Source organism: Gardnerella sp. 30-4 (genome assembly GCF_001641215.1).
Taxonomy (GTDB): domain Bacteria; phylum Actinomycetota; class Actinomycetes; order Actinomycetales; family Bifidobacteriaceae; genus Bifidobacterium; species Bifidobacterium leopoldii.
Window position 1 is genome coordinate 1802 of record NZ_LXJL01000015.1, and the last position, 26330, is coordinate 28131.

A 26330-nucleotide genomic window follows, 5' to 3' on the forward strand; every position below is an offset into this window, starting at 1 on the left:
GCATTAGTAGTGTATGCTTTGCAAATTTTGTTTGCTTTAGCGAATTTAGTTGCAGTTTTTGTAATGTCGTTAACAGCTCGAGCTTCGATGCATCGTATTTCACATGTTTTGCAATCTCGAAATACTGAAGTTGTTTCCAAGCATCCACTTACAAAGCTTTCTGACGCTTCTGTGCGTTTTGAAAATGTTTCGCTACGCTATCCTCAATCAGATAATACAGATGAATCCACTCCAGCAGAACAGGAAATTTTACATGATATAAATATATCTATTCCTTCTGGAGCAACTGTTGGCGTTGTTGGTGCAACGGGATCTGGAAAATCAAGTTTAGTGCAATTAATTGCAAGACTTTATGACGTAACTTCTGGCACTCTTTTTGTAGGCGGAAAAGATATTCGCGATTATGATTCTTCTAGTTTGCGTGAAGAAGTTGGTGTTGTTCTACAAAAAAATATTTTGTTTAGTGGCACAATTGCAGAAAATCTTCGCTGGGGTAGGGCGGAAGCAAGCGATAATGATTTGCGTCAAGCTTGCGAAATTGCTTGTGCTGATGAGTTTATTAAAGATTTACCAGACGGCTACAATACGCATATTGACCAGGGTGGTAAGAATGTTTCCGGTGGTCAGCGACAGCGTTTGTGCATTGCGCGCGCACTTTTGAGGAAGCCGAAAATTTTAATCCTCGACGACTCGATGAGTGCGGTTGATATGAAAACGGATAGTAAAATTCGCGATGGCTTGAAAAAGTTTATGCCTGATTCTACGCAAATTATCGTTGCTCAGCGCATATCTTCAATCGAACATGCGGATATTATTGTTGTTCTTAAAGATGGTCGTGTTGTTGCTAACGGTTCGCATGATGAATTATTTAAATCTTGTGAAATTTACAGAAATATGGCGGTTTCTCAAGAAAAAAGTCGCATAACTAGCGCAACTAAAGAAGAAGGAGCTAAATAACAATGGCTAATAATAAAACGGCTCACTCTTCTAAAAATGATTCAGCTATTAGTTGGAAAACTCTTAGCAGACTTGCCTCTTATGTGCTTGTGTATCGAGTTAAAATTTGCGTAATTATTGCATCAATAATAGTTAGCGCAATTGTGCAAGCTGCAAGCGCAATGTTTTTGCAATCTCTTGTCGACTCGTATATTCTTCCGCTTGTCGGTAAGCATAATCAGGATTGGACGCCTCTTGTTCGCATGATTATTCTGATGGCAAGTGTTTATGTTGTTGGCGTGTTTTGTTCTTGGCTTTGGAGCAGGCTTGTTGCGAATATATCTGAAAGTGTTATGCGTGATTTGCGAGATTCTATGTTTAAGCATCAGCAGAAGCTTTCATTGCGTTACTTAGATTCTCAAGGTTACGGCGATATTATGAGCCGTTACACAAACGATACTGAGGTTCTTCGTGAAGCAATTTCGTGGGCTTTTCCTGACTCTTTTTCTGCACTAATGTCAATTTTGGCAGCGTTTATATCTATTATGTGCTTATCGCTTCCGGTTGCAGTTTTTGTAGCTATATTCACTGCAATATTGCTTTATTTAGTGCGTTTTATGCTAAAGAAATCTGGCAGTTTATTTGAACAATTCCAGCATGCATTAGGCGAGTTAAATGAGTTTGTTGAAGAATCTGCAACTGGAAGCAAAGTAATTAAAATTTTCAATCATGAAGCAGATTCTATTGAAAAATTAGATAATTGCATAGAAAAAGTGCAAAAAATTTCTGCAAGTGCGAATTCTTATGCAAATAACGTAATGCCTGTTATTAGTAATGCAAGCTATTTGCTTTATGTATTAATTGCTTTACTTGGTGCGTGGGCTGCTTCAGTGGGTCTGCCAACGCTGGGATTATCTGGATCTAGTACTCTTACATTGGGTACGCTTATATCTTTGCTGGCACTTTCGCGCGCATTTATTAACCCTATTGGCGAAATTACAATGCAAGCTAACGCACTTATGATGGCTCTTGCAGGAGCTTCTCGTATTTTTGAGTTACTTGATGAAAAGCCAGAACTTGATTCTGGCAGTGTGCAATTAGTTAAAGTGCGTGTACCTCAGTCTGATGAAGATCTTGAAGAAAAATCAGCATTTGATGTGCTTGAAGAAGTAGACGAACAATCTGAAGGAAGCAATATTTATTGGGCTTGGAAAAGATCAAAACAAGATAATGGCACTAAAGCTAAAAAGCGCGCTCAAAACTTAAGCGAAATGGCTCAAGAGATTGTGTGCCATGCAAAGCGAGATGCTCGCACTTCTAAAGATGGCCGCTATACTTTGCTTCGAGGCGATGTGCGTTTTACGGATGTTGTGTTTGGTTACAAAGAAAATCATCCAGTTTTGCATGATATTACGTGGTTTGCAAAGCCTGGTCAAAAAGTTGCTCTTGTTGGAGCTACAGGTGCTGGAAAAACTACTATTGCTAATCTTCTTACGCGTTTTTACGACATTGATGATGGGCAAATTTTGTATGATGGCATTGACGTGCGCGATATTTGCAAAACGGATTTGCGCCACGCTATTGGCACTGTTTTGCAAGATGTGAATTTATTTACAGGCACAATAATGGACAATATTCGTTATGGAAATCTTGATGCTAGCGACGAAGATTGTATTCAAGCTGCAAAATTGGCTCATGCTGACGCGTTTATTTCTCATCTTCCTGACGGATACAATACGCAGCTTAACAATGGTGGTGAAGGGCTTTCTCAAGGTCAGAAACAGCTTATTTCTATTGCTCGTGCTGCAGTAGAAAATCCGCCTGTGTTAATTCTCGATGAAGCAACTTCATCGATTGACACGCATACTGAAGAATTAGTTCAACATGGAATGGATTCTTTGATGGAAGGGCGCACTGTATTTGTAATCGCTCACAGGCTGTCTACAGTGCGCAATTCTGATGTGATTATGGTGCTGGATCACGGTCGCATTATTGAACGCGGTTCACATGAGGAATTATTGGCAAAACGTGGGGAGTATTATCAGCTTTGCACTGGAGCTGTTGAGCTTGAATAATAGCTTGATTTTGTGCTGCAACACGCCGAACACGCGCGGCACTTGCATTTTGCTAAGGATTCTGTAAGATAGTGACTCGGCTGTTCGAGAGAACAAAGCCACGGCCCCGTAGCTCAGTTGGTTAGAGCGCCGCCCTGTCACGGCGGAGGTCACCGGTTCAAGTCCGGCCGGGGTCGCGATTAGTAGAATACCCGGTTCGCCGGGTTTTTTATTCATCATGGCTCTGTAGCTCAGTTGGTAGAGCGAGCGACTGAAAATCGCTAGGTCAGCGGATCGATCCCGCTCGGAGCCACAACAAAAAACGCGCGACACGATTTGTGCCGCGCGTTTTGTTTTATTCGCTAGTCAAGCTGCTTCCACGAATCAACATCAATATGATGCTCAGGATTTGCCTGCCAAGCTGCCCAAGCAGATTCTACGATATCCTTAACGTCGTAGCGAGCATGCCATCCCATTTCTTCGTTAATTCGCTTCGTGCTGCCAATAAGCTGTGGAGGATCTCCAGCTCTGCGATCAAGAACAGTTTCTTTAAATGGCAAACCGGTCACTCTGCGCACTTCGTCAACAATTTCGCGCACAGACGTACCCTTACCAGTTCCTACGTTAAAAGCGTCGTACTTGCGCTCGTCGCGATCCAAATACGTAAGTGCCGCAATATGCGCGTCTGCTAAATCAGAAACGTGAATATAGTCGCGAATGCAAGTACCATCAGCAGTAGGGTAGTCGTCGCCAAAAATAGCAGGTGCTTTTCCTCGCTGTAGTCTGTCAAGAAGCATAGGAATTAAGTTCAAAATCGCAGGATCTTCCAATTCCACCGGCCCGCATCCAGCTACGTTGAAGTAACGCAGTGCGCAGAAGCGAATTCCGTATGTGTGCTCGCAAGCACGTGCCATCCACTCGCCAAAAAGCTTGGTTTGACCATAAGGGTTAATTGGCAACATTGGCACAACATCTTCTGGTACAACTTCAACGGGAGGCACTCCATAAGTTGCTGCAGAAGAGGAAAATACGAGCTTCTTAACTCCGCTATCTTTCATGCCTTCAAGCACATTAAGCATGCCGTTAATATTCTGTTGATAATACCAAAGTGGCTTTTCTACGGACTCTCCAACTTGCTTTCTAGCAGCAAAGTGAATTACAGCATCGACGTGCTCATCTTTCATAATTTGCGCAAGTCGCTTTCCTGCATCAGGAGAAGAGATATCCATACCATAAAGACGTGCGCCTTCAATTCTTGTAGGCTTTCCGTAGCTTAAATCGTCAACGACGACGACATTTTGCTTTGTTTCATGTAAGGCGTGAACTACGTGTGCTCCAATGTATCCGCATCCACCTGTAACAAGAACAGTCATTGTAGACCTTCCTTTTAAATAATATCAATACAATCAGTGAGATTATATCTCGTAAAACTGAAGTTTAATGCTATGCATCTGTTGCATAGCATTTGTTATGCTTGCATTTTGATTCTGCAGCGTATGCTTAACTTAAATGTGTCAGTTGTATTATTTTGTAAGGTGATGTTCGAATGATATTTGTTGCGTTATCTGTATTGCGTGTGATCATACGCGCTTATTTGATAATAATGATTATTCGAATGGTTGCAGATTGGTTATTTGTGCTTGTTCCTCGTATGCGTCCTAGAGGTGTTTTTAATTTTCTAATACGAATTGTTTATTTCATAACAGAGCCGCCATTGCGCATATTGCGCAAGTTTATTCCGCCAACTCGTTGTGGAAATATTAGTATTGACGTAAGTTATATGCTTTTATATTTTGCTTTATACGTTCTTCAAATTTGGTTATAGATGAGTTTACGTTTTTTCAACGCGTAATTTTTATAAAAGCGGCGTTTTGTTACATAAATTTTTGTATTAACCGCACTAATTTTCTGCGGACGTGATAGCATCGAATAGATATATATCAAAGGGCTGTGCCCAAAAAGCGAGGTGTAAAGCATATGACTCTGTTGACGCCTAAGGACATTCGAGAGCATACCTTCCAAATTGTACGTTTTAAGGGAGGTTATGACGTTGACGAGGTCGACGAGTTTCTCGATCAGGTTACAGAAACAATAGAAGCACTCGGTCAGCAGGCAGTGCAGGGCCTAGGGGCTTCCACGCAATCTCTTGGCCGTGATGTTGCGGGTTTGAATACGAAGATTGCTGAGTTAACTTCTAAGGTAGAATCCTTAACTAAAGAAAATGAGGCATTGCGTAATGCTTCTAAGAAGCAGGGTGAATCAAATGAAGCTGCTTCTCAACTTGAAGCTACTGCAACTAAGTTGCGTGAAGCTGAAGAAAGTAATCGTGCTTTGACTGCTCAAAACCAGCAGTTGAAGGAACAGTTAGATGGTTTGGGTGCACAGGTAGATCAGTTAACTGCTCAAACTGCTCAAGCAGACAATGCTAAGCAGGTTCAAAAAGAGCTTGAAACTGTTACTCGCGAGCGTGACGACTTCCGTGCAAGCAGCGAAAACTTGGGTCGCGAGCTTGAAACTGTTCGTCAGCAGCTTGTTGTCACTCAGCAAGAAAACACTAAGATTGAGGAACTTTCCAAGCAATTGGAAGAGTCCCGTCAGCGTGAAGAGCAGCTTCGAAAGCAGGTTGCTAAGATGGAGCCAAATACTGAAACAGGTAGCTTGCAAAAGATTGCTGGTGCTGGTGCAGAAGCACAAGGTTCTGAACCAGAACGTGCAACTGCAATGTTGACTCTTGCTATGCAATTGCATGATCAATATGTAGATAAGGGCAAGGCTAAGGCTCAGCAAATTGTTGAAGAAAGCCAAGCTCGTTATAATGAAACTGTTGCTAAGGCGGATGAATATTCTGCACGTACTCGTTCTGAAGCTGAAGAGTACAGCAAACAGACTCATGCTGATGCTGACGATTACTCTACTCGTACTCGCAGCGATGCTGATTCTTATGCTGCTCGTGCTCACAATGAAGCTGATGCTTACTCTGGTAAGGTTCGTCAAGCTGCTGATGATTACTCTAAGCAGACGCATGATCAAGCTGACCAGTATGAGGCTGAAGTACAGCATCGTGCTGCAGACTATGATTCTACAACTCGTACAGCTGCTGATGCATATGCTCGTCAGGTACGTGAGAATCTTGAGAAGCAAACTCAAGTTATTGAAGGGAATATTCAGAGCCTCAAGCAGTTTGAAACTGAATATCGTACTCGCTTGACTGATTTCCTTGGTCAATTGGTTGCTCAAGTTTCTGATGAAAATACCTATGCTGGATTAGGTCAGAAGCAGGGTGAGGAATCTGGTAAGCAAGAGTAGTTTTTAGCAGTGCGTAACTGATATTTTAAAATGTTGCGCACTGCACCGATACTATTTGAATTACTAAAGATCGGATAAATATTGACGCATAGAGATGTGCGTGTGAAACGGCTACGTACTCGCGTAGCCGTTTTTGCACTGATTGTTTTTATTGGTGTTGTGCTAGATCGCATAACAAAACTCTGGGCTTTGTCGACGCTTAGTGACGGGAAAAACATTGAGCTTGTGCCGCACTTGCTTTCTTTAACTCTTGTACGAAATCCTGGAGCATCATTTGGCTTAGGTTCTTCTTTTACATGGGTTATTAGCGTATTAGCTTGTGCTGCTTGTGGTGCCATGATAGCGGCTATTAAGCACACAAAATCTTTGTATTGGACTATTGCGTTTGCTCTAGCGTTTGCTGGAGCTTTTGGAAACCTCATTGATAGAGCGCAATATGCTCAAGGTTTTTTGAATGGCAAAGTCGTAGATTTTATAAACTACGGTTGGTCTGTTGGAAACGTTGCGGATATTGAGCTTATGTTTGCAGGAATCGCAGTTGTATGCCTTATTTTGATTGGGATTCCTCTTTTAGAGCATGCCGATGAGTGATATTTGCTTTAAAGTTACAAGCCAATTTTCCGGCTGCAGATTTGACGTTTGCTTATCAAAGCTAATGGGAGTTTCGCGTGCAAATGCGATATCTCTTATTGAGCGTAACCAAGCGAAAATCTTAGGTAGAAAATCACAAAAATCCTCCATTTTACAAGATGGAGATACGATTGTTGTCGATCAAAAAGAAAGTGCAGAACGAAAAGAAGAGCGAAATAATAAATCTTCTGTATGTAATATTCCAATCATTTACGACGACGACGATGTTGTTGTAATAGATAAGCCTGTTGGAGTGGCGTCTCACGCAGCAAAAGGATGGAGCGGGCCGACAGTTCCAGAATGCCTAGAAGCTGCTGGAATAGATATAAAAACAACGCTGTGCGACGAATCGCGCAAAGGAATCGTAAGCAGATTAGACGTTGGAACAAGCGGATTAATGATAATTTGCAAAACAGACTTTGCCTATGAAGCAATGAAAAATCAGTTTGCAAAGCATATCGTTAAAAAAACATATCATGCGCTTGTTCAAGGAGATTTAGCGCAAGATAAGGCAACTATTGATGCTCCTATAGGTCGCGCAAAAGTATCTGATTTTCGTTTTACTATTACTTCGGACGGCAAGCCTGCTGTTACGCACTGGGATGTGCTTGAGCGTTTTGGTCAAGCAACGTTAGCAAGTGTTAATTTGGAAACTGGTCGTACGCATCAAATACGCGTTCATTTTTCGTCTATAGGTCATCCTTTGGTTGGGGATTCAATGTATGGAGCGAACCCAGTTTTGGCTCAAAAACTTGGGTTGCAACGTCAATGGTTGCATTCTATGGAACTTACTTTTACGCATCCGCGCACGGGTAAATCAGTGACTGTTAAGTCGCATTATCCTCTTGATTTGCAACACGCGTTAGAAGCTATGCGAGCATTATTAAAGTAACGTTTTTGCGTTTTTTCAGTCAACTTTCGCTTATAGAATATCTTTTATGACTCAGCCGGAAACCAATTTTGTGCATTTACACAATCACACGCATTATTCACTTCTAGATGGTGCGTCAAAAATACCTGATTTAGTAGCGCGCGCTAAAGAATTAGGCATGCCGGCTGTTGCAATTACGGATCATGGCAACATGCACGGCGCGTACGAAATGTGGAGTACGGCTGTAAAAGCTGGAATTAAGCCAATTATTGGCATAGAAGCGTATGTTACTCCGGAAACAGCAAGACAAGACAAAAGTCGCGTGCATTGGGGCACGGAAGATCAGCGTGCAGATGACGTTTCTGGCGGTGGTTTAATTACGCATATGACTTTGTGGGCGGAAAACGATACCGGCTTAACAAATCTTCTTAAAGCTTCGTCTGTTGCAAATCTTGAAGGCCGTGTAATGCGCTACCCGCGTATGGATAAAGACGTGCTTTCAACTTACTCAAAAGGTGTAATTGCGTCTTCAGGATGCCCTTCTGGAATTATTCAAACGCGTCTTCGTTTAGGTCAGTTCAAAGAGGCTTTACGAGCAGCTGGCGAGTTTCAAGATATTTTCGGGCGTGACAATTTCTTTATTGAGCTTATGAATCACGGGCTTTCTATTGAAACGCGCGTAACTAAAGACTTGCTTGAAATTGCAAAAAAACTTAATGCACCTCTTCTTGCAACAAACGATTTGCATTACGTTCATGAAGAAGATCGTGAAGCGCAAGATGCTATGTTATGCATTAATTCTGGTTCTAGGCTTGACGATCCTGACCGTTTTAAGTTTGACGGTTCAGGATACTATTTGAAGTCCGCTGAGCAAATGCGTGAGCTTTTTAAAGAATTTCCAGAAGCTTGCGATAACACGCTTGAGATTGCTCGTCGATGCAATGTTATGTTCGACGACGGCGAAGATGGCGCTTTTATGCCGCAATTTGACTGTCCTGAGGGTTGGGATGAGACTTCGCTATTCCTTAAAAAAGTCGAGGAAGGTTTGGAGCGCCGCTACAATAACAACATTCCAATGGAAGTTTTAAAGCAGGCCGATTACGAGTGCGGTGTGATTTGCCAAATGCAATTCTGTGGATACTTTTTAGTTGTTGCAGATTATATTAATTGGGCTAAAGCGCATGGTGTAATGGTAGGTCCTGGTCGTGGTTCTGCTGCAGGTGCTATGGTTGCGTACGCAATGGGCATCACAGAGCTTGATCCTATGAAGCATGGTCTGATTTTCGAACGCTTCTTAAACCCAGAGCGAGTATCCTTGCCTGATATTGACGTTGATTTTGACCCGGATGGTCGAGCTAAAGTTCTTGAATACGTGGGCGAAAAATACGGTAGAGATAAAGTTGCTCAGTGCGTTATTTACGGAACTATTAAAACGAAGCAAGCTCTTAAAGATTCTGCGCGTATTATGGGCTACGAGTTTTCAGTGGGCGAAAAAATTACGAAAGTTCTTCCTCCTGCTAAAAACGGCAAAGATATGAGCTTGCACGATATTTTCGACGAAAAATCAAAGCGATATGCTGAAGCGCGCGAGTTTCGCGAAATGTACGACACGGATCCAGATACTCATCGCATTACGGAAGAAGCTAAGGGCATTGAAGGTTTGATTCGTCAAACAGGTGTGCACGCTTGTGCAACAATCATGGGTTCGGAGCCAATTACAAACACTTCGCCGCTTTTAGAGCGCACTGACGGTACTATTACTACAACTTTTGAGTATCACACTTGTGAAACGCTCGGTCTTGTAAAAATGGACTTTTTGGGGCTTTCTAACTTAACGGTTATTCGCGATACTTTGCGAAATATTGAAAATAATGGGAAGGATCCGATTGATTATACTAAGATTCCGTTAGACGATAAAGCTACTTATCAACTGCTTTCTAGGGGTGACACTTTAGGCGTTTTTCAGCTTGATTCCGACGGTATGCGTGCGCTTCTACGTACTTTGAAACCGGATAATTTCAACGATATTTCGGCTTTGATTGCACTTTACAGGCCTGGTCCTATGGATATGGATTCGCATACGAATTACGCTAAGCGCAAGAATGGTTTGCAAGATATTATCCCTATTCATCCAGAAGTTGCTGAGCCGTTAAAGGAAGTTTTGGACGAAACTTACGGTTTGATTGTTTACCAGGAGCAGGTGCAGTCTGCAGCGCGTATTTTAGCAGGCTACAGTCTTGGTAAAGCAGATGTGTTACGTCGAGCAATGGGCAAGAAAAAGCCGGAAGTGCTGGCAAAAGAGCAAGTGCCGTTCTTTGAAGGTATGAAAGCTCACGGATATTCTGAAGAAGCTGCACAAGCTGTGTGGGATGTTTTGGTTCCGTTCTCTGGTTACGCGTTTAATAAAGCTCATTCTGCAGCTTATGGCTTGATTTCTTACTGGACTGCATACCTAAAAACGCATTATCCTGTGGAATTTATGGCAGCTTTGCTTCAAAACGAACGTACGAATAAAGACAAAACTGCACTGTACTTGGGCGAGGCAAGGCGCATGGGTATTCAAGTTTTGCAACCTGATGTAAACGAGTCTGTTCTTGAGTATTCCGCAGTTGGAGATGTTGTGCGCTTTGGTTTGGGTGCTATTCGTAACGTTGGAGACAAAGCAGTAAACGATATTATTACTGAGCGCGAAGGTGAGCGCGGACGTTTCGTAAACTTTATGGATTTCGTACAACGTGTTCCTATTAGTGCACTTAATCGGCGTTTAGTAGAATCACTTATTAAAGCTGGAGCTTTTGATTCTATTGATTCAAATCGTCGTGCGCTGTTTCAAATTTGTGATCCTGCAATTGATTCTGTGATTGCGCTTAAGCGTAAGCAGGCAGAGGGTCAGTTTGATTTATTTGCTGATCTTGATTCGTCTTCTGACTCGGATGACGACAACGGTATGGGAGATATGCAAATTACTGTACCGGATGTTGAAGAGTGGGATAAAAAGACAAAGCTTAATTTTGAGCGAGAAATGCTTGGATTGTACGTTTCTGATCATCCACTAAGCGGATTGTCTGCAGTTTTGGCAGATTTACGTGAGATGTCAATCGCTCAACTGATCGACAAAGCGAGAACTATGAGTGACGGTCAGCAAGTAACTATTGCAGGCCTAGTTACAAGCGTAGATAGGCGAGTGTCTCGAAAAGGTAACGCTTGGGCGATTGTCACAGTTGAAGACATGGAAAGTTCAATACAATGCATGTTCTTTGGCAAAGTGTACGAAGCTTCAGCGCAAGAACTTGCAATTGATCAAGTTGTGCGTATTCGTGGACAAGTTGAAGTGCGTGATGAAACTGTTTCAATGCGTGCTACAGAGTTTGAAATACCAACTCTTGAATCAGTGGATGAAAGACCTTTAACAGTTGTTATTCCGCGTAAAGTTCTAGATAAAGGTCATGTTGCGCAATTAAGTGACATTTTGAGCCGACACCCAGGCTGCTGTGAAGTGCGCTTGGCTCTTGTCGATGATACTGGCAAGGCGCAAGTTCTTACGTTTGGGGATCGTTTCCGTGTAAAGCGAGATACTTCTTTGTTTGCTGAAATGAAAATTGTTTTTGGATCTAGTTGTTTGCCTAGTGCGTAGAAAATATGCACTACTAATTTGATAAAATATAAAACTAGGTATGTTTTAAGAAGTTCATTGAAAGGGGAGGAAATAACGAATATGTTAAACAATGGTGACGAACGCAATAATGACGATTCTGTGCGCACTTCTTTTACTGATGCGGAATTAGATAATGCGCTCGCGGGATTTGAACGTGAATTTAAAGAAGAGTCGCAAGAAAATTTAAATAGCGAAAATTTAGAGAATAACCAAAAAAGCGACGATAATCAAGAAAATGATTTTCTTGATCAAGCTATGCGCAATATTGAAGAAGCTAATTTTGAAGAAGACTTGCAAGGTCTGCTTGGAAATAAAGCAAAAGTTGCGTTAATGATTACGTATGTGCAGCCTGCGCAGTTGCTGGCTGCTTTTTGCAAAATGGCTAGTGTTTCAGCGCGATGCTTCGATGAAGAGCAAGGTGCTGTTGCGATATTAAAAAATTTGGACGGCAATGAGCCGGAAGAAGCAGTGCAAAAATTTGTTGATTTCTTCCGTGGAATGGATGTTATGCTCATTACAAATAGAGCTGATAAATTAACTGCAAAAGTTTACGAATATAATTGCGAACCGCAAGAAATAGTTGCGCCTATGGCGTTAGCTGTATGGTCGCGTGCAGTAGAAGATTTAGCTATTGGCATGGAAACAGTTCAAACTCTTTCAAAACAAAATATAGAAATGTTCAATAGTGACGATTTAAGCGATGCAAACGCGTACGAGCTATTTCAAAAATATGGCAAAAGAAAGTAAAAATAATTTGAGCAATTAATTGTCATATTAAATTGAAGAAGTTGCGTTAGAAAGTAGAAATTTCATTACAATTACGTAAATTCATTGCATATAAGCTCAACATATGAAGCGCAATACGAAATAATACACTACAATTGCATGTGAATATGCATATGTGCGTGACTATGCATACAACCGGATGATACCCAAGGGGCTTATTATGGATCGACAACAAGAGTTTGCTCTACGTACTGTTGAAGAGCGAGACGTGCGTTTTATTCGACTCTGGTTTACGGACGTCTTAGGCACGCTTAAATCCGTTGCTATTGCCCCTGCTGAATTAGAAGCAGCTTTTGAAGAGGGAATAGGGTTCGACGGCTCAGCAATAGAAGGCATGACTCGCGTCCTAGAAGACGATATGATTGTGAAGCCGGATCCGTCAACGTTCCAAATTCTTCCATGGCATGGAGGTCCGGAAGGCACAGCGCGCATGTTCTGCGATGTGCTAACTCCAGACGGAGAGCCTTCGCTGGGAGACCCTCGTCACGTTTTAAAGACTGCGCTCGCAAAAGCGAAAGAAAAAGGATTTACTTTTTACGTGCATCCGGAAATTGAGTTTTACTTGTTTGAAGCTCAAGATGATTGGTCCAAAGCTCCTGTGCCGATTGATGAAGGTGGATATTTTGACCACGTTCCTAGAAGTTCGGCTATGGATTTCCGTCGTAGCGCAGTCAGTATGCTTGAGCAAATGGGTATTTCTGTAGAATACTCGCATCACGAGGGTGGTCCTGGTCAAAACGAAATTGACTTGCGTTATGCAGATGCTCTTACTACCGCTGATAATATTATGACTTTCCGCACTGTAGTTAAGGAAATTTCTCTTGAGCGCGGAATGTACGCAAGCTTTATGCCAAAACCTTTAACTGATCAGCCTGGTTCTGGTATGCATACGCATTTGAGTTTGTTCGAAGGTGATACGAACGCTTTTTATGAGGCTGGTCAAGAATTTAATATGTCTCTTATTGCGCGTCAATTTGCGGCTGGTATTTTGCATCATGCTTCAGAAATTTGCGCTGTAACTGATCAGTATGTGAACTCTTACAAGCGTTTGTGGGGTGGTGCGGAAGCTCCTAGCTATGTTTGCTGGGGTCATAGCAACCGTTCTGCACTTCTGCGTGTTCCGCAATACAAGCCTGGTAAAGGTAATTCTTGCCGAATGGAATTCCGCGCGCTAGATCCTGTAGCGAATCCGTATCTTGCTTACTCTGTGCTTCTTGCTGCTGGTTTGGATGGTATTGAAAAGCAAATGACTTTGTGCGATCCAACTAGCGACGATGTGTGGGAGCTTACTGATGCTGAGCGTCAAGCAATGGGTATTCAGCCATTGCCAGAATCCTTGGATGAAGCACTAAAGATTATGGAGCGCTCGGACTTCGTTGCAAGCGTATTAGGTGAACACGCTTTTGAGTACTTCTTGCGCAATAAGCATCAAGAGTGGGAAGAGTACCGTCGCCAGGTTACGCCTTTTGAACTTGAGAAGTATTTGCCGCGTTTGTAGCGTGACGACCTGCTTGAGCGCTGCGATTTAGCGCGCGAAAGCAACTCGGAGCGTGAGCTTGCTCAAACGGAAAGTCCAGTGGACTTTCCGTGCAAGCTCAGCAGCGAGTGCGTTACCCGCGCGAGCGTTGCCTGGCGTTTGGCTGGCGGGTTTCTGAAGTGTCTGTGTGATATAGGAATTACTTATCTCGCAGCGCTCCGCTCTTATACCTTATTTGGACTTAGCGGTTGCATAGTTAAGTTTAGTTTTTTAATTACTTTTTCTGCAGAAATAGTATTCGTCAATAAGATTATTACTATCGTTCCGCTTTTATATTGCTCGACAAGCAATTCCTATCTCCCACTCGTAAATCCACTCACCGTTGTTTTGTGATGTGGTAGGTGCGTATGGTGTGGTGTGTGCAGCAGCACGAATGCTAGTGTTCTATAGACAATAAATACTCACCGTTCGCAGAAGCATTACTGCAAAGCTTCATGAACATTTGCTGGAGTTTTTTCTCCGGCGTTTGTAGCTTGTTTTGGGACACTGCTGCAGACGTCGCGCTGCGTTCCAAGCGTTTTTACGATTTTTGCAGCTTACTAAAATGTCGAAAATACCAAATCGTTTGGTGAAATAAACAAAACGCAAGCCAAAACTGTCGAAAATACATAATCGCAAGATGTTTTCGACATTTTCTATTGACTGCAAAAATATTTAACGCGTGTATCGATTCGCTAGCAGCGCGATTGTAAAGTTTCTGTCGGATTTTCGCTCGTAGCCGACCGTTTCTTTACACCGCTGTACAGTTTCTGTCGTTTTCTGGCGCGCAAACGGCTTTTTCTTTACACCGCTGTACAGTTTCTGCCGTTTTTTCGCGCGTAGGCGACCGTTTCTTTACACCGCTATAAAGTTTTGGTCGTTTTTTGTTACTGGTGCAGATGGTCGACTGCGTTCGTAACGACCTGCTTGAGCGCTGCATGCGTGTCTTTTGTTTTCTATTGGTGATTTGCTTCAAAAAAATCAAAAATTTTGTAAAAAAGTGGGGATTTTTGGGGAGGAATGGGGTAAAATGGTGAGCAACGTGTAAATGGCATAGTACATGTTGAGTTAAGGAGGTGGAGTATGGCACGTCGTGCTGCTAATAAGCAACCGCGCAATAACGCCAATTCTTCCTCTGTGCATTCCATAAATCAGGCTCAATCAGCTGCTGATCCAAATGTTTCTCAGCAATCGCAGATGCCACTGCAAATGCAAGATTCACAAGTGCCTCAGCAACAATACGTTCAGCCTGTTCAACCTATACAATCTAAGCAGTCAATTCAGGGTTATTATGGTATGCCTCCAACTGTTATGCCAGCAATGCAGCAATATATGCCAGCACCGGTTTTCACCTCCACTCCGTCCGGCGCTGCTGATTCGTCTGCACAAGCTGCAGCTATGCCAGTTGCACCTTTTTATGCTTCTCAATATCAAGAAGCTGTGTCAACTCATCCAGCAACACCTATTTTGTTAGGCACTTATACTCCAAAAATTGACGATAAAGGTCGTGTTGCTCTTCCTGCAAAATTCCGTTCTCAGCTCGGAACTGGTTTTGTTATGGCTCGCGGTCAAGAGCATTGTGTTTACGTGCTGCCTATGGTTGAGTTCCAGCGTATGACAACGCAAATTCAGCGCACATCTATGAGCAACAAGTCAGCTCGCGATTATCTTCGCGTGTTCCTTTCTGGCGCTGTTGATGAAGAGCCAGATAAGCAGGGACGCATTGTTGTGCCGCCAATGTTAAGAGATTACGCCAATTTGGGCGATCAAATTGTTGTTATTGGTGTTGGTACGCGTGCAGAGATTTGGAATAAATCTGCTTGGGAAGAGTATCTTGCCGATCGTGAGCAAGGTTATGCGGATATTGCTGACGATGTACTTCCGGCGGTGATGTGATGACTGATGTTATGAAAGACATTACAGCTATTCACGCACCGGTATTATTGCAAGATTGTGTTGATTTAGTTACTCCTTCTTTGCAACATAAAGGCGCAATAGTAGTAGATTGCACTTTAGGTCTTGCTGGTCATGCAACTGCTTTTCTTAAAGCTGCGCCTTTTGCAACACTTATTGGTATTGATCGTGATGCTGAAGCACTTTCGTTAGCAACGCAAAGAATGCGTAGTGAAGGCCTTGAGAATCGTTTTATTCCTGCACATGCGGCATTCGATGAGATTGATGAAGTACTACGAGAAAACCGCATTGACGGTATTGATGCTGCTTTTATGGATTTGGGTCTTTCAAGTTTGCAAATTGACGAAACTGATCGCGGTTTTTCTTATTCTCACGATACAGCACTTGACATGCGTATGGATACAACGCAAGCAACTACTGCCGCAACGATTTTAGCTACTTATGATTCTCGAGGATTAACTAGAATTTTCCGCGAGTATGGTGAAGAACGTTTTGCGTCTCTTATTGCTCGTCGTATTGTTGAAGTTCGCGCTACGGAGCCTATTGCTACTTCGGGTCAGTTGGTTAGCTTAGTTGACTCTGTAATTCCGAAAGCTCATCGCGCTACTGGAAATCCAGCAAAACGAGTGTTCCAAGCTTTGCGTATTGAAGTGAACGGTGAATTAGATAAATTGAGCTGTACTCTTCCTAAAATTGCTTTGCATCTTCGTGAGCATGGTCGCTTAGTTGTTGAATCTTATCATTCATTGGAAGATACAGCTGTAAAACGTTTTATGAATCAAGGATTAACCGTTGATGTTCCTGCAAACATGCCTGTTATTCCTGACGATGCTCAGCCGTTCTTTAAAGCTCTTACTCGCGGAGCTATGAAGGCTTCTAAAGAAGAAATTGTTCATAACACTAGATCTTCTTCAGTTCGTTTGCGCGCTGTCGAATTATGCCGACCTATTCCTGAGCGTTGGATTCCAAGGCTTGAAGATGAGGCGGCTGGTCGTAAAGCTATAAAAGGAGGTCGCTGACATGGTATTGAACATGCAAAATCGTGTTTTGCGCTCTTCTGCGTCTTCTGCTTCAGCTCCAGCTGGTCGTACTAAAGATAATTCGACTCGTAAAGAATACGTACATAATTCTGCTCCTTCGGCGTTTAACCCATCTCAACGTAAATCTTCTGCTGTGCTTGAACGATTTCGCAAGGTTATGACATGGAGCAATACGCGCAAAGTACCTCTTGTAAATTGCATGATTATTGTGATTTTTATGGTTGTTACGTTGTTGACTTCGCTTCTTTTGCGTACGCAAATGGCAGAGATTTCCTTCGACCAAACTGCAGTACAGATGCGTATTTCTCGTTTGCATCAGGATGTGGAAGCTCGTCAAGCGAAATTAGATACTTTGGAATCTGAACTTCCTGCAAGAGCGCAACGAATGGGAATGGTTCCGCAACAAGGTTCTATTTCTATTGACTTGAGTGATTATGCAGCAAAACGAAAACATGGTCATTCTGAGAAAACTAAGCACGAAAAACAAACTAATAACTCAAATAAAACTCAAAAACAAGAACAACAAAATCGTCAATATCAACAGAAAGCAAAACAGGAGAAACATTGATGCGCCACTTAATCAAACAACGTTTCGCTTCTCAGCAGATATTTGCGCGTAAGTGCACCGTAATTGCAATTGTTTTTGCGTTAATTGGTGTTAGTGCAATAGTAAAGCTAAGTTTTATACAGATTATTAATGCTCGTTCAACAGCGCAAGCAGCTCAGGCTGAGCGTAGTCGTGTGCGACCAATTCTTGCACGTCGTGGTCGCATACTTGATGCTAATGGTGCTGTGTTGGCTCAAAGTGTTGAGCGATTTAATATTATTGGAGATCCACTTAATGCTCAGGCTTTTGTGCCGACTCCTTGCACAAAACAAACCGAGCATAACTGTCATATGCTTAATGGCAAGCCTGTAGAAGGCACGGGCGCTGTGGCGGTCGCCCGTTTGCTTGCTCCGATTTTGCACATGAGTTCTGTAGAACTTGGTGGAAAGCTGGCTGGCGTTGGTCGTTACGTTTTATTGAAACGTAACGTGACTCCTGCAATGAAACGTGCCATTGACGATTTGAATCTTTCTGGGTGTATTTATGCAGAGAACAGTAGTGAACGAGTATATTCAAGCGGTCCTATTCTTGGATCTGTGATTGGTGCTGTTGCTAATGCCGATGAAGTTAATCGTAAAGATATTAAAGATCGTAAAGGCGAGGTTGGTGTTACAGGTCTTGAATTTACTAAAGATGCAACTTTGAACGGCGTAGACGGATATCAGCGTTATCAAGGTAATAATGCAGGAAATGAGAAAATTCCTGGTACTGTAACTGAATCTAAGCCTGCAATCAACGGAAGCGATGTTAAGCTCACAATCGATAGCGATGTCGATTGGTATGTTAAAAAAGTTTTGCTTGATGGCAAGAAAAAATATCATGCAACTTGGGGTATTGCAGTAGTGCAAGATGTTCGTACTGGCGAAATACTTGCTTTGGAAGATACTGATGAGATTAAAGCTGGAACAACGCAAGCTAAGGTGAATGTTTCTAGAGCTGTAAGCCAAACCTTTGAGCCTGGTTCTATTGGTAAAGCTTTCTCAATGTCTGGAATGTTACAAACTGGTGCGCATAAGCTTACTGATAAATTTGCTGTTCCTAATACTCTCAATAAGAACGGTCAAGCATTCCATGATGCTGTTAGCCACGGTGTTGAGCGTTGGACATTAGCTGGTATTCTTTCAGAATCTTCTAACGTCGGTATGGTTATGGCTGGTGAAAAATATCCGATAGATAAACGCTATGAGTATCTTTATAAATTTGGTCTTGGTCAGTACTCGGGATTGAATTTACAAGGAGAATCTCGCGGCTTGCTTCCTAGCGTTCAAGCTTGGGATGGTCGTAAAAAAGATACCGTTCTGTTTGGTCAGGGTTATGCAGTGAATGCTTTGCAGCTTACTAATGCGATTGCAACTATTGCAAATAAAGGCGTGAGATTGCGTCAGTCAATAGTTAAATCCGTTATAGATCCTAATGGTAGGGTTACAAAGTCTTCTCGCCCTGCAGGAACGCGCGTTTTGGATGAAAATGTTGCTGCACAAATGATGAATGCTTTGGAAAATTCTGGTGAGCATTATCATAGATTTGCTGGTGTCGATGGTTATCGTGTTGCTGCAAAGAGTGGTACAGCTGAAGTTGCTGGCGCTGATGGTAAACTTAGCTCTACAATCAGCGACTGGTCGGGTGCTATACCAGCAGATAATCCTCGCTTCGTCATAACAGTTGTTTTGCGTGATCCACAAGGTATTTATGGTGGTATGACTGCAGGTCCACTGTTCAAAACTATTGGAGAATTCTTAATGCAAAAGTATGATATTCCAGCTTCTTCTCCACGCACAAATCCTGTTCCTGTGAATTGGTAGTGTACGCATTACAATGTTGTTGTCTATAAAGTAGGGTGTGCAATGAGTGCGGTTGATGAATACTCTAGAATTAGGGTGACGCTAGGTTTTGCTGCAAAAAATTATGGTTTTGAAGTTGTTCCTGCGTTTGCTTCAGAGGTAACTATTACTTCTATTGCTCATGATGTGCGTCATGTACGTCCTGGTGGATTATTTGTGCCAATTGGTCATATTGATCGTCGTCAGCTTGAGGCTGCACGTGATGCTGGGGCATATGCTGCATTAGTTTCACCAGAATTTCGTGGTGAGGCTGCAGATTTAGGTCTACCTTTGCTTGTTTCTTCTGCTAATCCAGTTGCTTTGGGCAAGCTTGCTTGCGATATTAATGCAGATCCTTCTTCATGCGTCGCAATATTTGCGATTGCTGGTGACGATGATGATGAGATCCATGCTAACGTTTTGCGATTAGCTGATTTTTTGCATATGTTAGGCAATCCTGTTGGTGTTATTAGTGATGCTGGATCTACTTCATTACAGCGTGAATTGTCTTTGCAATATCCTTTAAATATTGCCGATGTACAGCATGCTTTATCCGTGTGTGCAGAAGATGGTGCCGCAGCTGTTGTTATTGCACTTAATTCTGCAACTTTAGCTAAGAATGCGTTGCAATCCGTTAATATTGATGTTCTTGGCGTTGAGCAAATTCAGAATGAAAGCAATTCTGGCGCAGGATCTGATTCTCAATCTGATACTGAGTCTAAAGATAGCTCTGATACTAATTCTGAATCTGAACCTAATTCTGAATTTAAAGATGCAGCCTCAAATGTGAAAATTAGCGCAAAGATATCTTCTTCACCGCTTTACCCGGCATATGCAACCGGCATGAGTTTTTATGCGTTGCGTCAACGTTATGGTTTTTCTGGAAGAGAGCACGCTTATTGTGTTACTAGATCGGCTGAGTCTGACGAATTAGCTGAATTAGCGGATCAAATTGGTGGCAATGATGTACAGCGGCATCTTTCATTATCTATTGCAATGGTGTTAGCTGCTGGTGTTCGTCGTGGGACTATTAAAAGTGCGCTGCGAGTTTCGCATGAATTGCACTGAATTGTGCTGAAGCGCTGATTTCATTCGAGTTTTCAAATAAATTAATTGCGTGAGTTTTGTTTAAGAGCTTTTAATTATGTGGCTAATTTGGAGGATGTTATGAGTTGTGTTGAAACTTCGTGTGCTAGCAATGCTAAGAGTTTAGATTATGCTGATATGATGCCTATGAATATAAGCGAAATTGCTAACGCTGTTCATGGGGAAATGCACGAGTTTAATAGTTGTGACACAGATTTAGTTGCAAATTCCGTTTTTAGTGATTCTCGTCAAATCCGTAAAGGTTCTGTGTTCGTAGCTATAGTTGGTGAACATGTTGACGGTCATGATTATGTAAAGAATGCTGAAAAATCTGGAGCTGTTGTAGCTATTGTTGAACATGTTGTCGAAGGCACTAATCTCAATCAAATAGTTGTTAATAATTCTGTAGAAGCGCTGGGTTTGCTAGCTAAACATAATTTGGAACTTCGCCGCAATCTTAACAAACCTTTCACTATTATTGGTATCACTGGTTCCGTTGGCAAAACAACAACGAAAGATATGTTGAAGGCTTTGTTGAGCACGCTAGGCGAAACAGTTGCTCCTGTTGGATCTTTTAATAATAATATTGGTTTGCCTCTTACTGCTTTGCAAGTTGGCAGTAATACTCGATTTTTAATAGCAGAAATGGGTGCTAACCATGTTGGCGAAATTGCCAATTTAACTCATATTGCTCCTCCGGATCTCGCAATAGTGCTTAAAGTTGGTGTTGCTCATTTAGGTGAATTTGGCTCAGTTGAGCGAATTGCGCAAGCAAAAAGTGAGATTGTGCGTGGGCTTTTGCCACATGGCATAGCAGTATTAAATTCCGACGATAAGCGAGTTTCTGCAATGTCTTGTCTTGTAGAGAATAAGCATGTGCGCTGGTTTGGTAGAAATGCTAAAAACGGATTGCTGGAATCAGCTAGTAAAGATGACTACCAACTTTCAGCTAGCAATATAAAGTTAGATTCTTTTGGTAAAGCAGTTTTTACTATCACTGAACGCATTAATTCTTCTGATTTAGTGAATCATATTGAAGTGCATCTTGCTATACAAGGCGAGCATAATGTTATGAATGCGCTTGCAGCAGCAAATGTTGCCAGATATTTGGGAATGACTTTAGATGATATTGCTTCTGTGCTGTCTAAAGTTTCGCATATTAGCCCGCATCGCATGCAATTGAGTACAGTTTCTAAGAATGACGAGAAATTTACACTTATTGATGATTCCTTTAATGCAAATCCTGATTCTATGAAAGCAGGAATCGATGGTTTGTGCGCTTATGAAAATGATTCTTGTAGTGCATCTTCGAAACCTTTCCGTATAGCGGTTCTTGGTTCTATGTTGGAGCTTGGCAGCAACGAAGATGAATTGCACACAAATATTGGAGAATATGTGGCAAATTCGAGTGTCGATGCGGTTGTTGCTGTTGGTTCGAAAACGGACTCTGACTTAGATAAATTAGCTCACTGTATTGCTCAAGGTGCGCGTTCTTCTTGGAATAATAAACTACCTTCTTCTCATGAGGCAGTCTATTTTGTACACAGTGCGAATGAGGCTGATGATATTGTTTGGAAACTTGTGGCCGAGCATCCGAGTAGTGTTGTGTTATTGAAAGGCTCTCATGCTTCAGGCTTGAGCGTGCTTGCTGAACATTGGGCAAATATTTAACTGCTCGATGCTCAATATAAGTGTGAAATTAATAAATTAAGTATTATAGCAAACAGAACAGTAAACGGAGGTTAAGCGGTGATTGCGCTTATTGTAGGAATTGTGGTGTCGCTCGTAGTTACGATTGTTGGCACACCTTTGCTTATTCGTTTAGTGCATCGTTTGCACTACGGTCAGTACATTCGCCAAGATGGACCACAATCTCATTTAGTAAAGCGCGGCACGCCAACTATGGGCGGTGTTGTTATTAATTTTGCTGTAGTAGCAGGTTGGGCTGCTTCTGCTCTTTATAGATATGTTTCTGTTGGTCGCTCGCCTTCATGGTCTGCTGTTTTGGTGCTGTTTGCAATGCTTTCAATGGGTTTGCTTGGCTTTATTGATGATTTTGCTAAGGTTCGTAAAAAGCAGAATCTTGGTCTTTCTGTACATGCGAAGTTTACTGGTCAAATTATTTTTGCAAGTATTTACGCGCTTTTGTCATTGCTATTGCCAACTCAATCTGGTATTGCTAGCGCTCAACCTGGAATGAGTTTTATTGAAAAACCATTTTTTGATTTTTCTATACTCGGTAAAGGTGTAGGAATCGTAGTATTTATTGTTTGGGTTAATTTCCTTATTGCTGCTTGGTCTAACGCTGTAAACTTGACTGACGGACTTGATGGTTTAGCTTCTGGATCTTCTATGATTGCTTTTGCTGGTTACGCTTTGATTGCTTTTTGGGAAAGCTACCATGTGCGTGGAGGCGGTCATTTTGGATTCTCTTACGCTGTTTCTGACCCTCTCGATTTAACTATTATTGCTGTTTGCGCTGCTGTTGCTTGCTTTGGATTCTTGTGGTTTAATTCGAATCCTGCTCAAGTATTTATGGGAGATACTGGTTCGTTGGCTTTAGGCGGATTATTTGCAGCTCTTTCTATTGCAACTCACACAGAGTTTTTGGCTGTGATTTTGGGTGGATTATTTGTAATGGAAGCTGCAAGTGACGTTATTCAAGTTGGATTCTTTAAAGCTACGCATAAGCGCGTGTTCAAAATGGCTCCTATTCATCATCATTTTGAATTGCTCGGCTGGACGGAAACTAAGGTTGTTGTGCGATTCTGGATGATTGAGCTTATGTTTGTGCTTTCTGCACTTATGATGTTCTATGCCGATTGGGCAGGGCATTCTGGCTTGCTTATTTAATTTCAAAAATTGGAAGGCTTCAATATGAATATTGTCGATGGCAATGGAGTATCTGTTTCGTCTGAATCTACTTGTAAGTCGTGCACAAGCGATAAAGCATTTGCTTTTAAGCGTGTATTAGTTGCAGGTCTTGGAGTTTCGGGTCGTGGCGCAGCTGAGGTTTTGCGCGCTGTTGGATCTGAGACTGTGACTGCAGACGAAAATAAGCCTGATGCCGATATACATGATTTTTCAGCAATAGACTGGTCTAAAATCGATGCTGTTGTTACATCTCCAGTATTTAACCCTCGCACGCCATTTTTGCAAGAAGCTGCATCGCGCAATATTCCAGTAATGAGCGAAGTTGAATTAGCGTGGCGCTTGCGCGTACCTTCTAAGCGCACGAATAAACCTGCTTATTGGATTGGCATTACTGGCACAAATGGTAAGACTTCTACTACAGAAATGACTTCTGCAATGCTAACCGCTTGCGGATTAAATGCTCCAGCCGTGGGAAATATTGGAAAGTCTGTGTCACATGCTGCTTTGGAATGTGAGCATGATGCTTTATGCGTTGAATTAAGCTCTTTCCAATTGCATTTCACTGATTCTTTAGCTCTTGATTGTGCTGCTATTACTAATATTGCTGCTGATCATTTAGATTGGCATGGTGGCATGGAAGCGTACGCTCGTGACAAGTCAAAAGTATTTAATAATGTGCAAAAAGCTTTGGTTTACAATGCTCAAGATGAGCGTGTAAGCAAATTGGCAGATTGTGCACAAGTTGCTGATGGTTGTAAAAAGATTGGTTTTACGTTAGGAGAGCCTAAAGATGGTGAAATTGGCGTAAAAGACGGTTGGATTGTCGATAACAGCGGTGTTGCTGGAGGAACTAAAGGCACTCTAAAACCTATTGTCGAATTGCGTGAGCTAAAACATCTGTGCGAGCCTGATGGCAGTGTGTATCCGCATTTATTAGCTGATGCTCTTACTGCGTTAGCTTTATCTTTAGGTTTAACTGGTGACGTAGATTCTTCAGTTCGTGCTTTACGCGAATTTGCTCCTGGAGGTCATCGCATTCAAACAGTTGCGACTTTGATGTCTGAAGATGAAAATCCTTCGCATTGTATTAGATTTGTAGATGATTCTAAAGCAACTAATGCTCATGCTGCTTGTGCATCTTTAGCTAGTTTTGCTAATAATTCGGTTGTTTGGATTGCTGGCGGTTTAGCTAAAGGTGGTCATTTTGAAGATTTAATTGCAAACCAACTTCATGTGATTAAAGCAGTTGTTGTTATTGGAATAGATCAACGTCCAATTGTTGAAGCTCTTCACAGTTCAGCTCCTCACATTCCAGTAACTATTGTTTCACAGGATGGTTCTTGCGCTAAATCATATGATTGCGTTGATGACTTAGTTTGTGAGAATATTGAGAATACTTCGCTTGTAAATCCTGATTCTTCATTCGGTGAGGCTGTTATGCGTCAAACTGTAGAAGCTGCTGGGCGTTATGCTAAGCCTGGTGATGTTGTTCTGCTTGCTCCTGCTTGTGCCTCTATGGATCAATTTGTTTCGTACGCCGATCGCGGCAATCGTTTTGCTAAAGAATCTCAACGATGGGTGCATAATCATGGTGTTCAACAGTAATAAGCCTAAAAAGTTTTTGCGTTCATTAGCGCGCAAAGTCTCAGAAGTTATTATGGAAGATCATATTGAAGCAGATTCAGATTCTTCTCATTCTTCCCAAAAACAAAAATTTGAATCTTTTAAAAAATCTATTAGGACTTCAGCAAGTAAAGTAGGCGAGTCCATAAGCAAAGTAGGAGCGTATGCAAGCAAAGCGGGTAAGGAATTAGGCAAATCTGTAGGAAAGTCTGTAAGTAAGTCCGTAAGTAATTCTGTTACTAAAGTTGGCAGATCTGTAGGTTCTTCTTTCAATGAATCTGTAAAATTTGTAAAAGATGTAAAGAAGTCGAAGGTTGCGAAACAAGCGAAACAAACTAAACGGGCTAATTTAATAAAGCCTGCAGAGCAAGCAAATCCTGTAAATACTATAAATCCTGTGAAACCTGCAAAGCTAACAAAGATAGCGAAACCAGCAAATACAGCAAAGCCGGCAAAGTCAATTAAATACGCAAAATTAGCGCATACTGTATCTGGAATATTTTCCTCGAAAAAAGACTACTCAAAAAACTCGTTAGAGCGCAAAACTCAAGATTCAGAGTTAAAGAAGTATGTTGGCTTGCGCAGTTTAACTAACCCACTGTGGTGCTTATACGGCATGCGAGTATCAGTGGTTATACTGTCGATTTTTGGCTTATTCATGGTGTTTTCTAGTTCTTCAGTAACTATGATTACCTACGGAATTGCACCTTGGGGTCAAGGCGTAAACCAAACAATGTATTGCGTTTTAGGCTTAATTGGCTATATTTTCGCTTCTCGACTTCCAGTTACAGTTTATAGACGATACGTTGCTGTCATTTACATTATTTCTGTTATTGCACAGTTCTTAACATTTGTTCCAGGTTTACGACGTGAAGTTAATGGTAATGCTGGTTGGATTGCTTTCGGCCCTATTACTTTGCAGCCTGCAGAAATTACAAAACTTGCATTATGTATTTGGCTTCCAATAGCTTTGATTGCTGCAAAACAAGCATATGAGCGTGTGCAAATGCGCGCATATATTCCTGTAGCAGCAGGACTCGGCGTATCGTTATTGCTTGTTATTGCAGGTAAGGATCTTGGTACTGCTTTAATTATTATTCTTATTGCACTTATAGCTTTTTATCTTGGTGGATTCCCTACGCGCTGGCTGATAGGAAGTATTTTTATTGCTATTGCTATGGTCGCTATACTTGTTTTGACAAGCCAAAATCGTATGCGACGTATTCTTGCTACTTTGCACGGATGCGATGCAAAAGCAGCTAAAGGCGTTTGCTTCCAAGCAATTCATGCTCAATATGCAATGGCTTCTGGTGGACTATTAGGCGTTGGAATCGGAAACTCTCGTGAAAAATGGAATTATTTGCCTTACGCTCACAATGATTTTATTTTCGCTATTATTGGCGAAGAGATGGGCTTTTTGGTTGCAGCAGCAGTAATTTTGCTATACGTAATTATTGGTTGGTGCATACTATCTTCAGCATTAAAAGCGAAATCGCAATTTATTTCAATCGTATTAATGTGTATTGCAACGTGGATTGTAGGCCAAGGATTAGTTAATATTCTTGTTGTTGTGCAAATACTTCCGGTTATGGGCTGTCTCTTATACACATCT

Annotated in this window: 18 protein-coding genes and 2 tRNA genes; 19 read left to right on the forward strand and 1 reads right to left on the reverse strand. The window is 41.9% G+C overall.

The features are described 5' to 3' along the window. From A5294_RS01335 to A5294_RS01350, 4 genes are all read left to right on the forward strand, one after another. A partial coding sequence (locus A5294_RS01335) for an ABC transporter ATP-binding protein (RefSeq protein ID WP_156483436.1) occupies window positions 1-957 on the forward strand: 957 nt, incomplete at its 5' end. A gap of 2 nt (window positions 958-959) precedes the next feature. After that, window positions 960-3011, forward strand: a complete 2052-nt coding sequence (locus A5294_RS01340; protein WP_064340263.1) for an ABC transporter ATP-binding protein — start codon at window positions 960-962, stop codon at window positions 3009-3011. Between the two features lie 102 nt (window positions 3012-3113). Beyond that, a tRNA-Asp gene (locus A5294_RS01345) sits at window positions 3114-3187 on the forward strand. 43 nt (window positions 3188-3230) lie between these two features. Continuing rightward, window positions 3231-3303 (forward strand) — tRNA-Phe (locus tag A5294_RS01350). 49 nt (window positions 3304-3352) lie between these two features. On the opposite strand, the gene galE is transcribed toward A5294_RS01350, so the two are convergent. Further along, on the reverse strand, window positions 3353-4363 hold the full coding sequence (gene galE, locus A5294_RS01355; RefSeq protein WP_004108540.1) for a UDP-glucose 4-epimerase GalE: 1011 nt from the start codon (window positions 4361-4363) through the stop codon (window positions 3353-3355). Window positions 4364-4536: 173 nt separating this feature from the next. On the opposite strand from galE, the gene A5294_RS01360 reads away from it, so the two are divergent. The 15 genes from A5294_RS01360 (at window position 4537) to murD (ending at window position 24700) form a co-directional block, all read left to right on the forward strand. Then, complete coding sequence (locus A5294_RS01360; protein ID WP_064340264.1) at window positions 4537-4815, forward strand: YggT family protein; 279 nt, start codon at window positions 4537-4539, stop codon at window positions 4813-4815. Between the two features lie 152 nt (window positions 4816-4967). Further along, a complete protein-coding gene (locus tag A5294_RS01365) occupies window positions 4968-6296 on the forward strand; it encodes a DivIVA domain-containing protein (RefSeq protein ID WP_004107347.1) in 1329 nt (442 codons plus the stop codon). A gap of 96 nt (window positions 6297-6392) precedes the next feature. Next, on the forward strand, window positions 6393-6887 hold the full coding sequence (locus tag A5294_RS01370) for a signal peptidase II (protein ID WP_004107349.1): 495 nt from the start codon (window positions 6393-6395) through the stop codon (window positions 6885-6887). After that, complete coding sequence (locus tag A5294_RS01375) at window positions 6880-7818, forward strand: RluA family pseudouridine synthase (RefSeq protein WP_004118751.1); 939 nt, start codon at window positions 6880-6882, stop codon at window positions 7816-7818. The genes A5294_RS01370 and A5294_RS01375 overlap by 8 nt, the downstream gene beginning before the upstream one ends. A gap of 46 nt (window positions 7819-7864) precedes the next feature. Then, entirely contained in the window at window positions 7865-11431 is a 3567-nt protein-coding gene (gene dnaE / locus A5294_RS01380) for a DNA polymerase III subunit alpha (RefSeq protein ID WP_064340265.1), read from the forward strand. Window positions 11432-11512: 81 nt separating this feature from the next. After that, entirely contained in the window at window positions 11513-12199 is a 687-nt protein-coding gene (locus A5294_RS01385; protein WP_064340266.1) for a hypothetical protein, read from the forward strand. A 199-nt stretch (window positions 12200-12398) separates the two neighbouring features. Further along, the gene (glnA, locus tag A5294_RS01390) at window positions 12399-13736 is read left to right on the forward strand and encodes a type I glutamate--ammonia ligase (RefSeq protein ID WP_004107357.1); all 1338 of its coding nucleotides are present in this window, start codon (window positions 12399-12401) and stop codon (window positions 13734-13736) included. 1101 nt (window positions 13737-14837) lie between these two features. Then, window positions 14838-15650, forward strand: a complete 813-nt coding sequence (gene mraZ, locus A5294_RS01395; protein ID WP_064340267.1) for a division/cell wall cluster transcriptional repressor MraZ — start codon at window positions 14838-14840, stop codon at window positions 15648-15650. 11 nt (window positions 15651-15661) lie between these two features. Beyond that, window positions 15662-16687, forward strand: coding sequence for a 16S rRNA (cytosine(1402)-N(4))-methyltransferase RsmH (rsmH, locus tag A5294_RS01400; RefSeq protein WP_032842570.1), 1026 nt, complete (start codon window positions 15662-15664; stop codon window positions 16685-16687). 1 nt (window position 16688) lies between these two features. Next, window positions 16689-17276: a hypothetical protein gene (locus tag A5294_RS01405; protein WP_004107375.1), complete on the forward strand. Its 588-nt coding sequence runs from the start codon at window positions 16689-16691 to the stop codon at window positions 17274-17276. Beyond that, entirely contained in the window at window positions 17276-19117 is a 1842-nt protein-coding gene (locus A5294_RS01410) for a penicillin-binding protein 2 (protein ID WP_004107378.1), read from the forward strand. The genes A5294_RS01405 and A5294_RS01410 overlap by 1 nt, the downstream gene beginning before the upstream one ends. 42 nt (window positions 19118-19159) lie before the next feature. After that, on the forward strand, window positions 19160-20203 hold the full coding sequence (locus A5294_RS01415; RefSeq protein WP_064340268.1) for a hypothetical protein: 1044 nt from the start codon (window positions 19160-19162) through the stop codon (window positions 20201-20203). 99 nt (window positions 20204-20302) lie between these two features. Further along, on the forward strand, window positions 20303-21892 hold the full coding sequence (gene murF / locus A5294_RS01420; protein WP_064340269.1) for a UDP-N-acetylmuramoyl-tripeptide--D-alanyl-D-alanine ligase: 1590 nt from the start codon (window positions 20303-20305) through the stop codon (window positions 21890-21892). Between the two features lie 78 nt (window positions 21893-21970). Then, complete coding sequence (gene mraY, locus A5294_RS01425; protein ID WP_004107386.1) at window positions 21971-23074, forward strand: phospho-N-acetylmuramoyl-pentapeptide-transferase; 1104 nt, start codon at window positions 21971-21973, stop codon at window positions 23072-23074. Window positions 23075-23098: 24 nt separating this feature from the next. Beyond that, complete coding sequence (murD, locus tag A5294_RS01430) at window positions 23099-24700, forward strand: UDP-N-acetylmuramoyl-L-alanine--D-glutamate ligase (protein ID WP_064340270.1); 1602 nt, start codon at window positions 23099-23101, stop codon at window positions 24698-24700. Window positions 24701-26330 lie beyond the last annotated feature (1630 nt).

Bases quoted from the DNA above. Each gene is read 5' to 3' on its own strand.
- A5294_RS01340 (WP_064340263.1), top strand. From the start codon at position 960: ATGGCTAATAATAAAACGGCTCACTCTTCTAAAAATGATTCAGCTATT.
- galE (WP_004108540.1), bottom strand. From the start codon at position 4,363: ATGACTGTTCTTGTTACAGGTGGATGCGGATACATTGGAGCACACGTA.
- A5294_RS01360 (WP_064340264.1), top strand. From the start codon at position 4,537: ATGATATTTGTTGCGTTATCTGTATTGCGTGTGATCATACGCGCTTAT.
- A5294_RS01365 (WP_004107347.1), top strand. From the start codon at position 4,968: ATGACTCTGTTGACGCCTAAGGACATTCGAGAGCATACCTTCCAAATT.
- A5294_RS01375 (WP_004118751.1), top strand. From the start codon at position 6,880: ATGAGTGATATTTGCTTTAAAGTTACAAGCCAATTTTCCGGCTGCAGA.
- dnaE (WP_064340265.1), top strand. From the start codon at position 7,865: ATGACTCAGCCGGAAACCAATTTTGTGCATTTACACAATCACACGCAT.
- A5294_RS01385 (WP_064340266.1), top strand. From the start codon at position 11,513: ATGTTAAACAATGGTGACGAACGCAATAATGACGATTCTGTGCGCACT.
- glnA (WP_004107357.1), top strand. From the start codon at position 12,399: ATGGATCGACAACAAGAGTTTGCTCTACGTACTGTTGAAGAGCGAGAC.
- mraZ (WP_064340267.1), top strand. From the start codon at position 14,838: ATGGCACGTCGTGCTGCTAATAAGCAACCGCGCAATAACGCCAATTCT.
- rsmH (WP_032842570.1), top strand. From the start codon at position 15,662: ATGAAAGACATTACAGCTATTCACGCACCGGTATTATTGCAAGATTGT.
- A5294_RS01405 (WP_004107375.1), top strand. From the start codon at position 16,689: ATGGTATTGAACATGCAAAATCGTGTTTTGCGCTCTTCTGCGTCTTCT.
- A5294_RS01410 (WP_004107378.1), top strand. From the start codon at position 17,276: ATGCGCCACTTAATCAAACAACGTTTCGCTTCTCAGCAGATATTTGCG.
- A5294_RS01415 (WP_064340268.1), top strand. From the start codon at position 19,160: ATGAGTGCGGTTGATGAATACTCTAGAATTAGGGTGACGCTAGGTTTT.
- murF (WP_064340269.1), top strand. From the start codon at position 20,303: ATGAGTTGTGTTGAAACTTCGTGTGCTAGCAATGCTAAGAGTTTAGAT.
- murD (WP_064340270.1), top strand. From the start codon at position 23,099: ATGAATATTGTCGATGGCAATGGAGTATCTGTTTCGTCTGAATCTACT.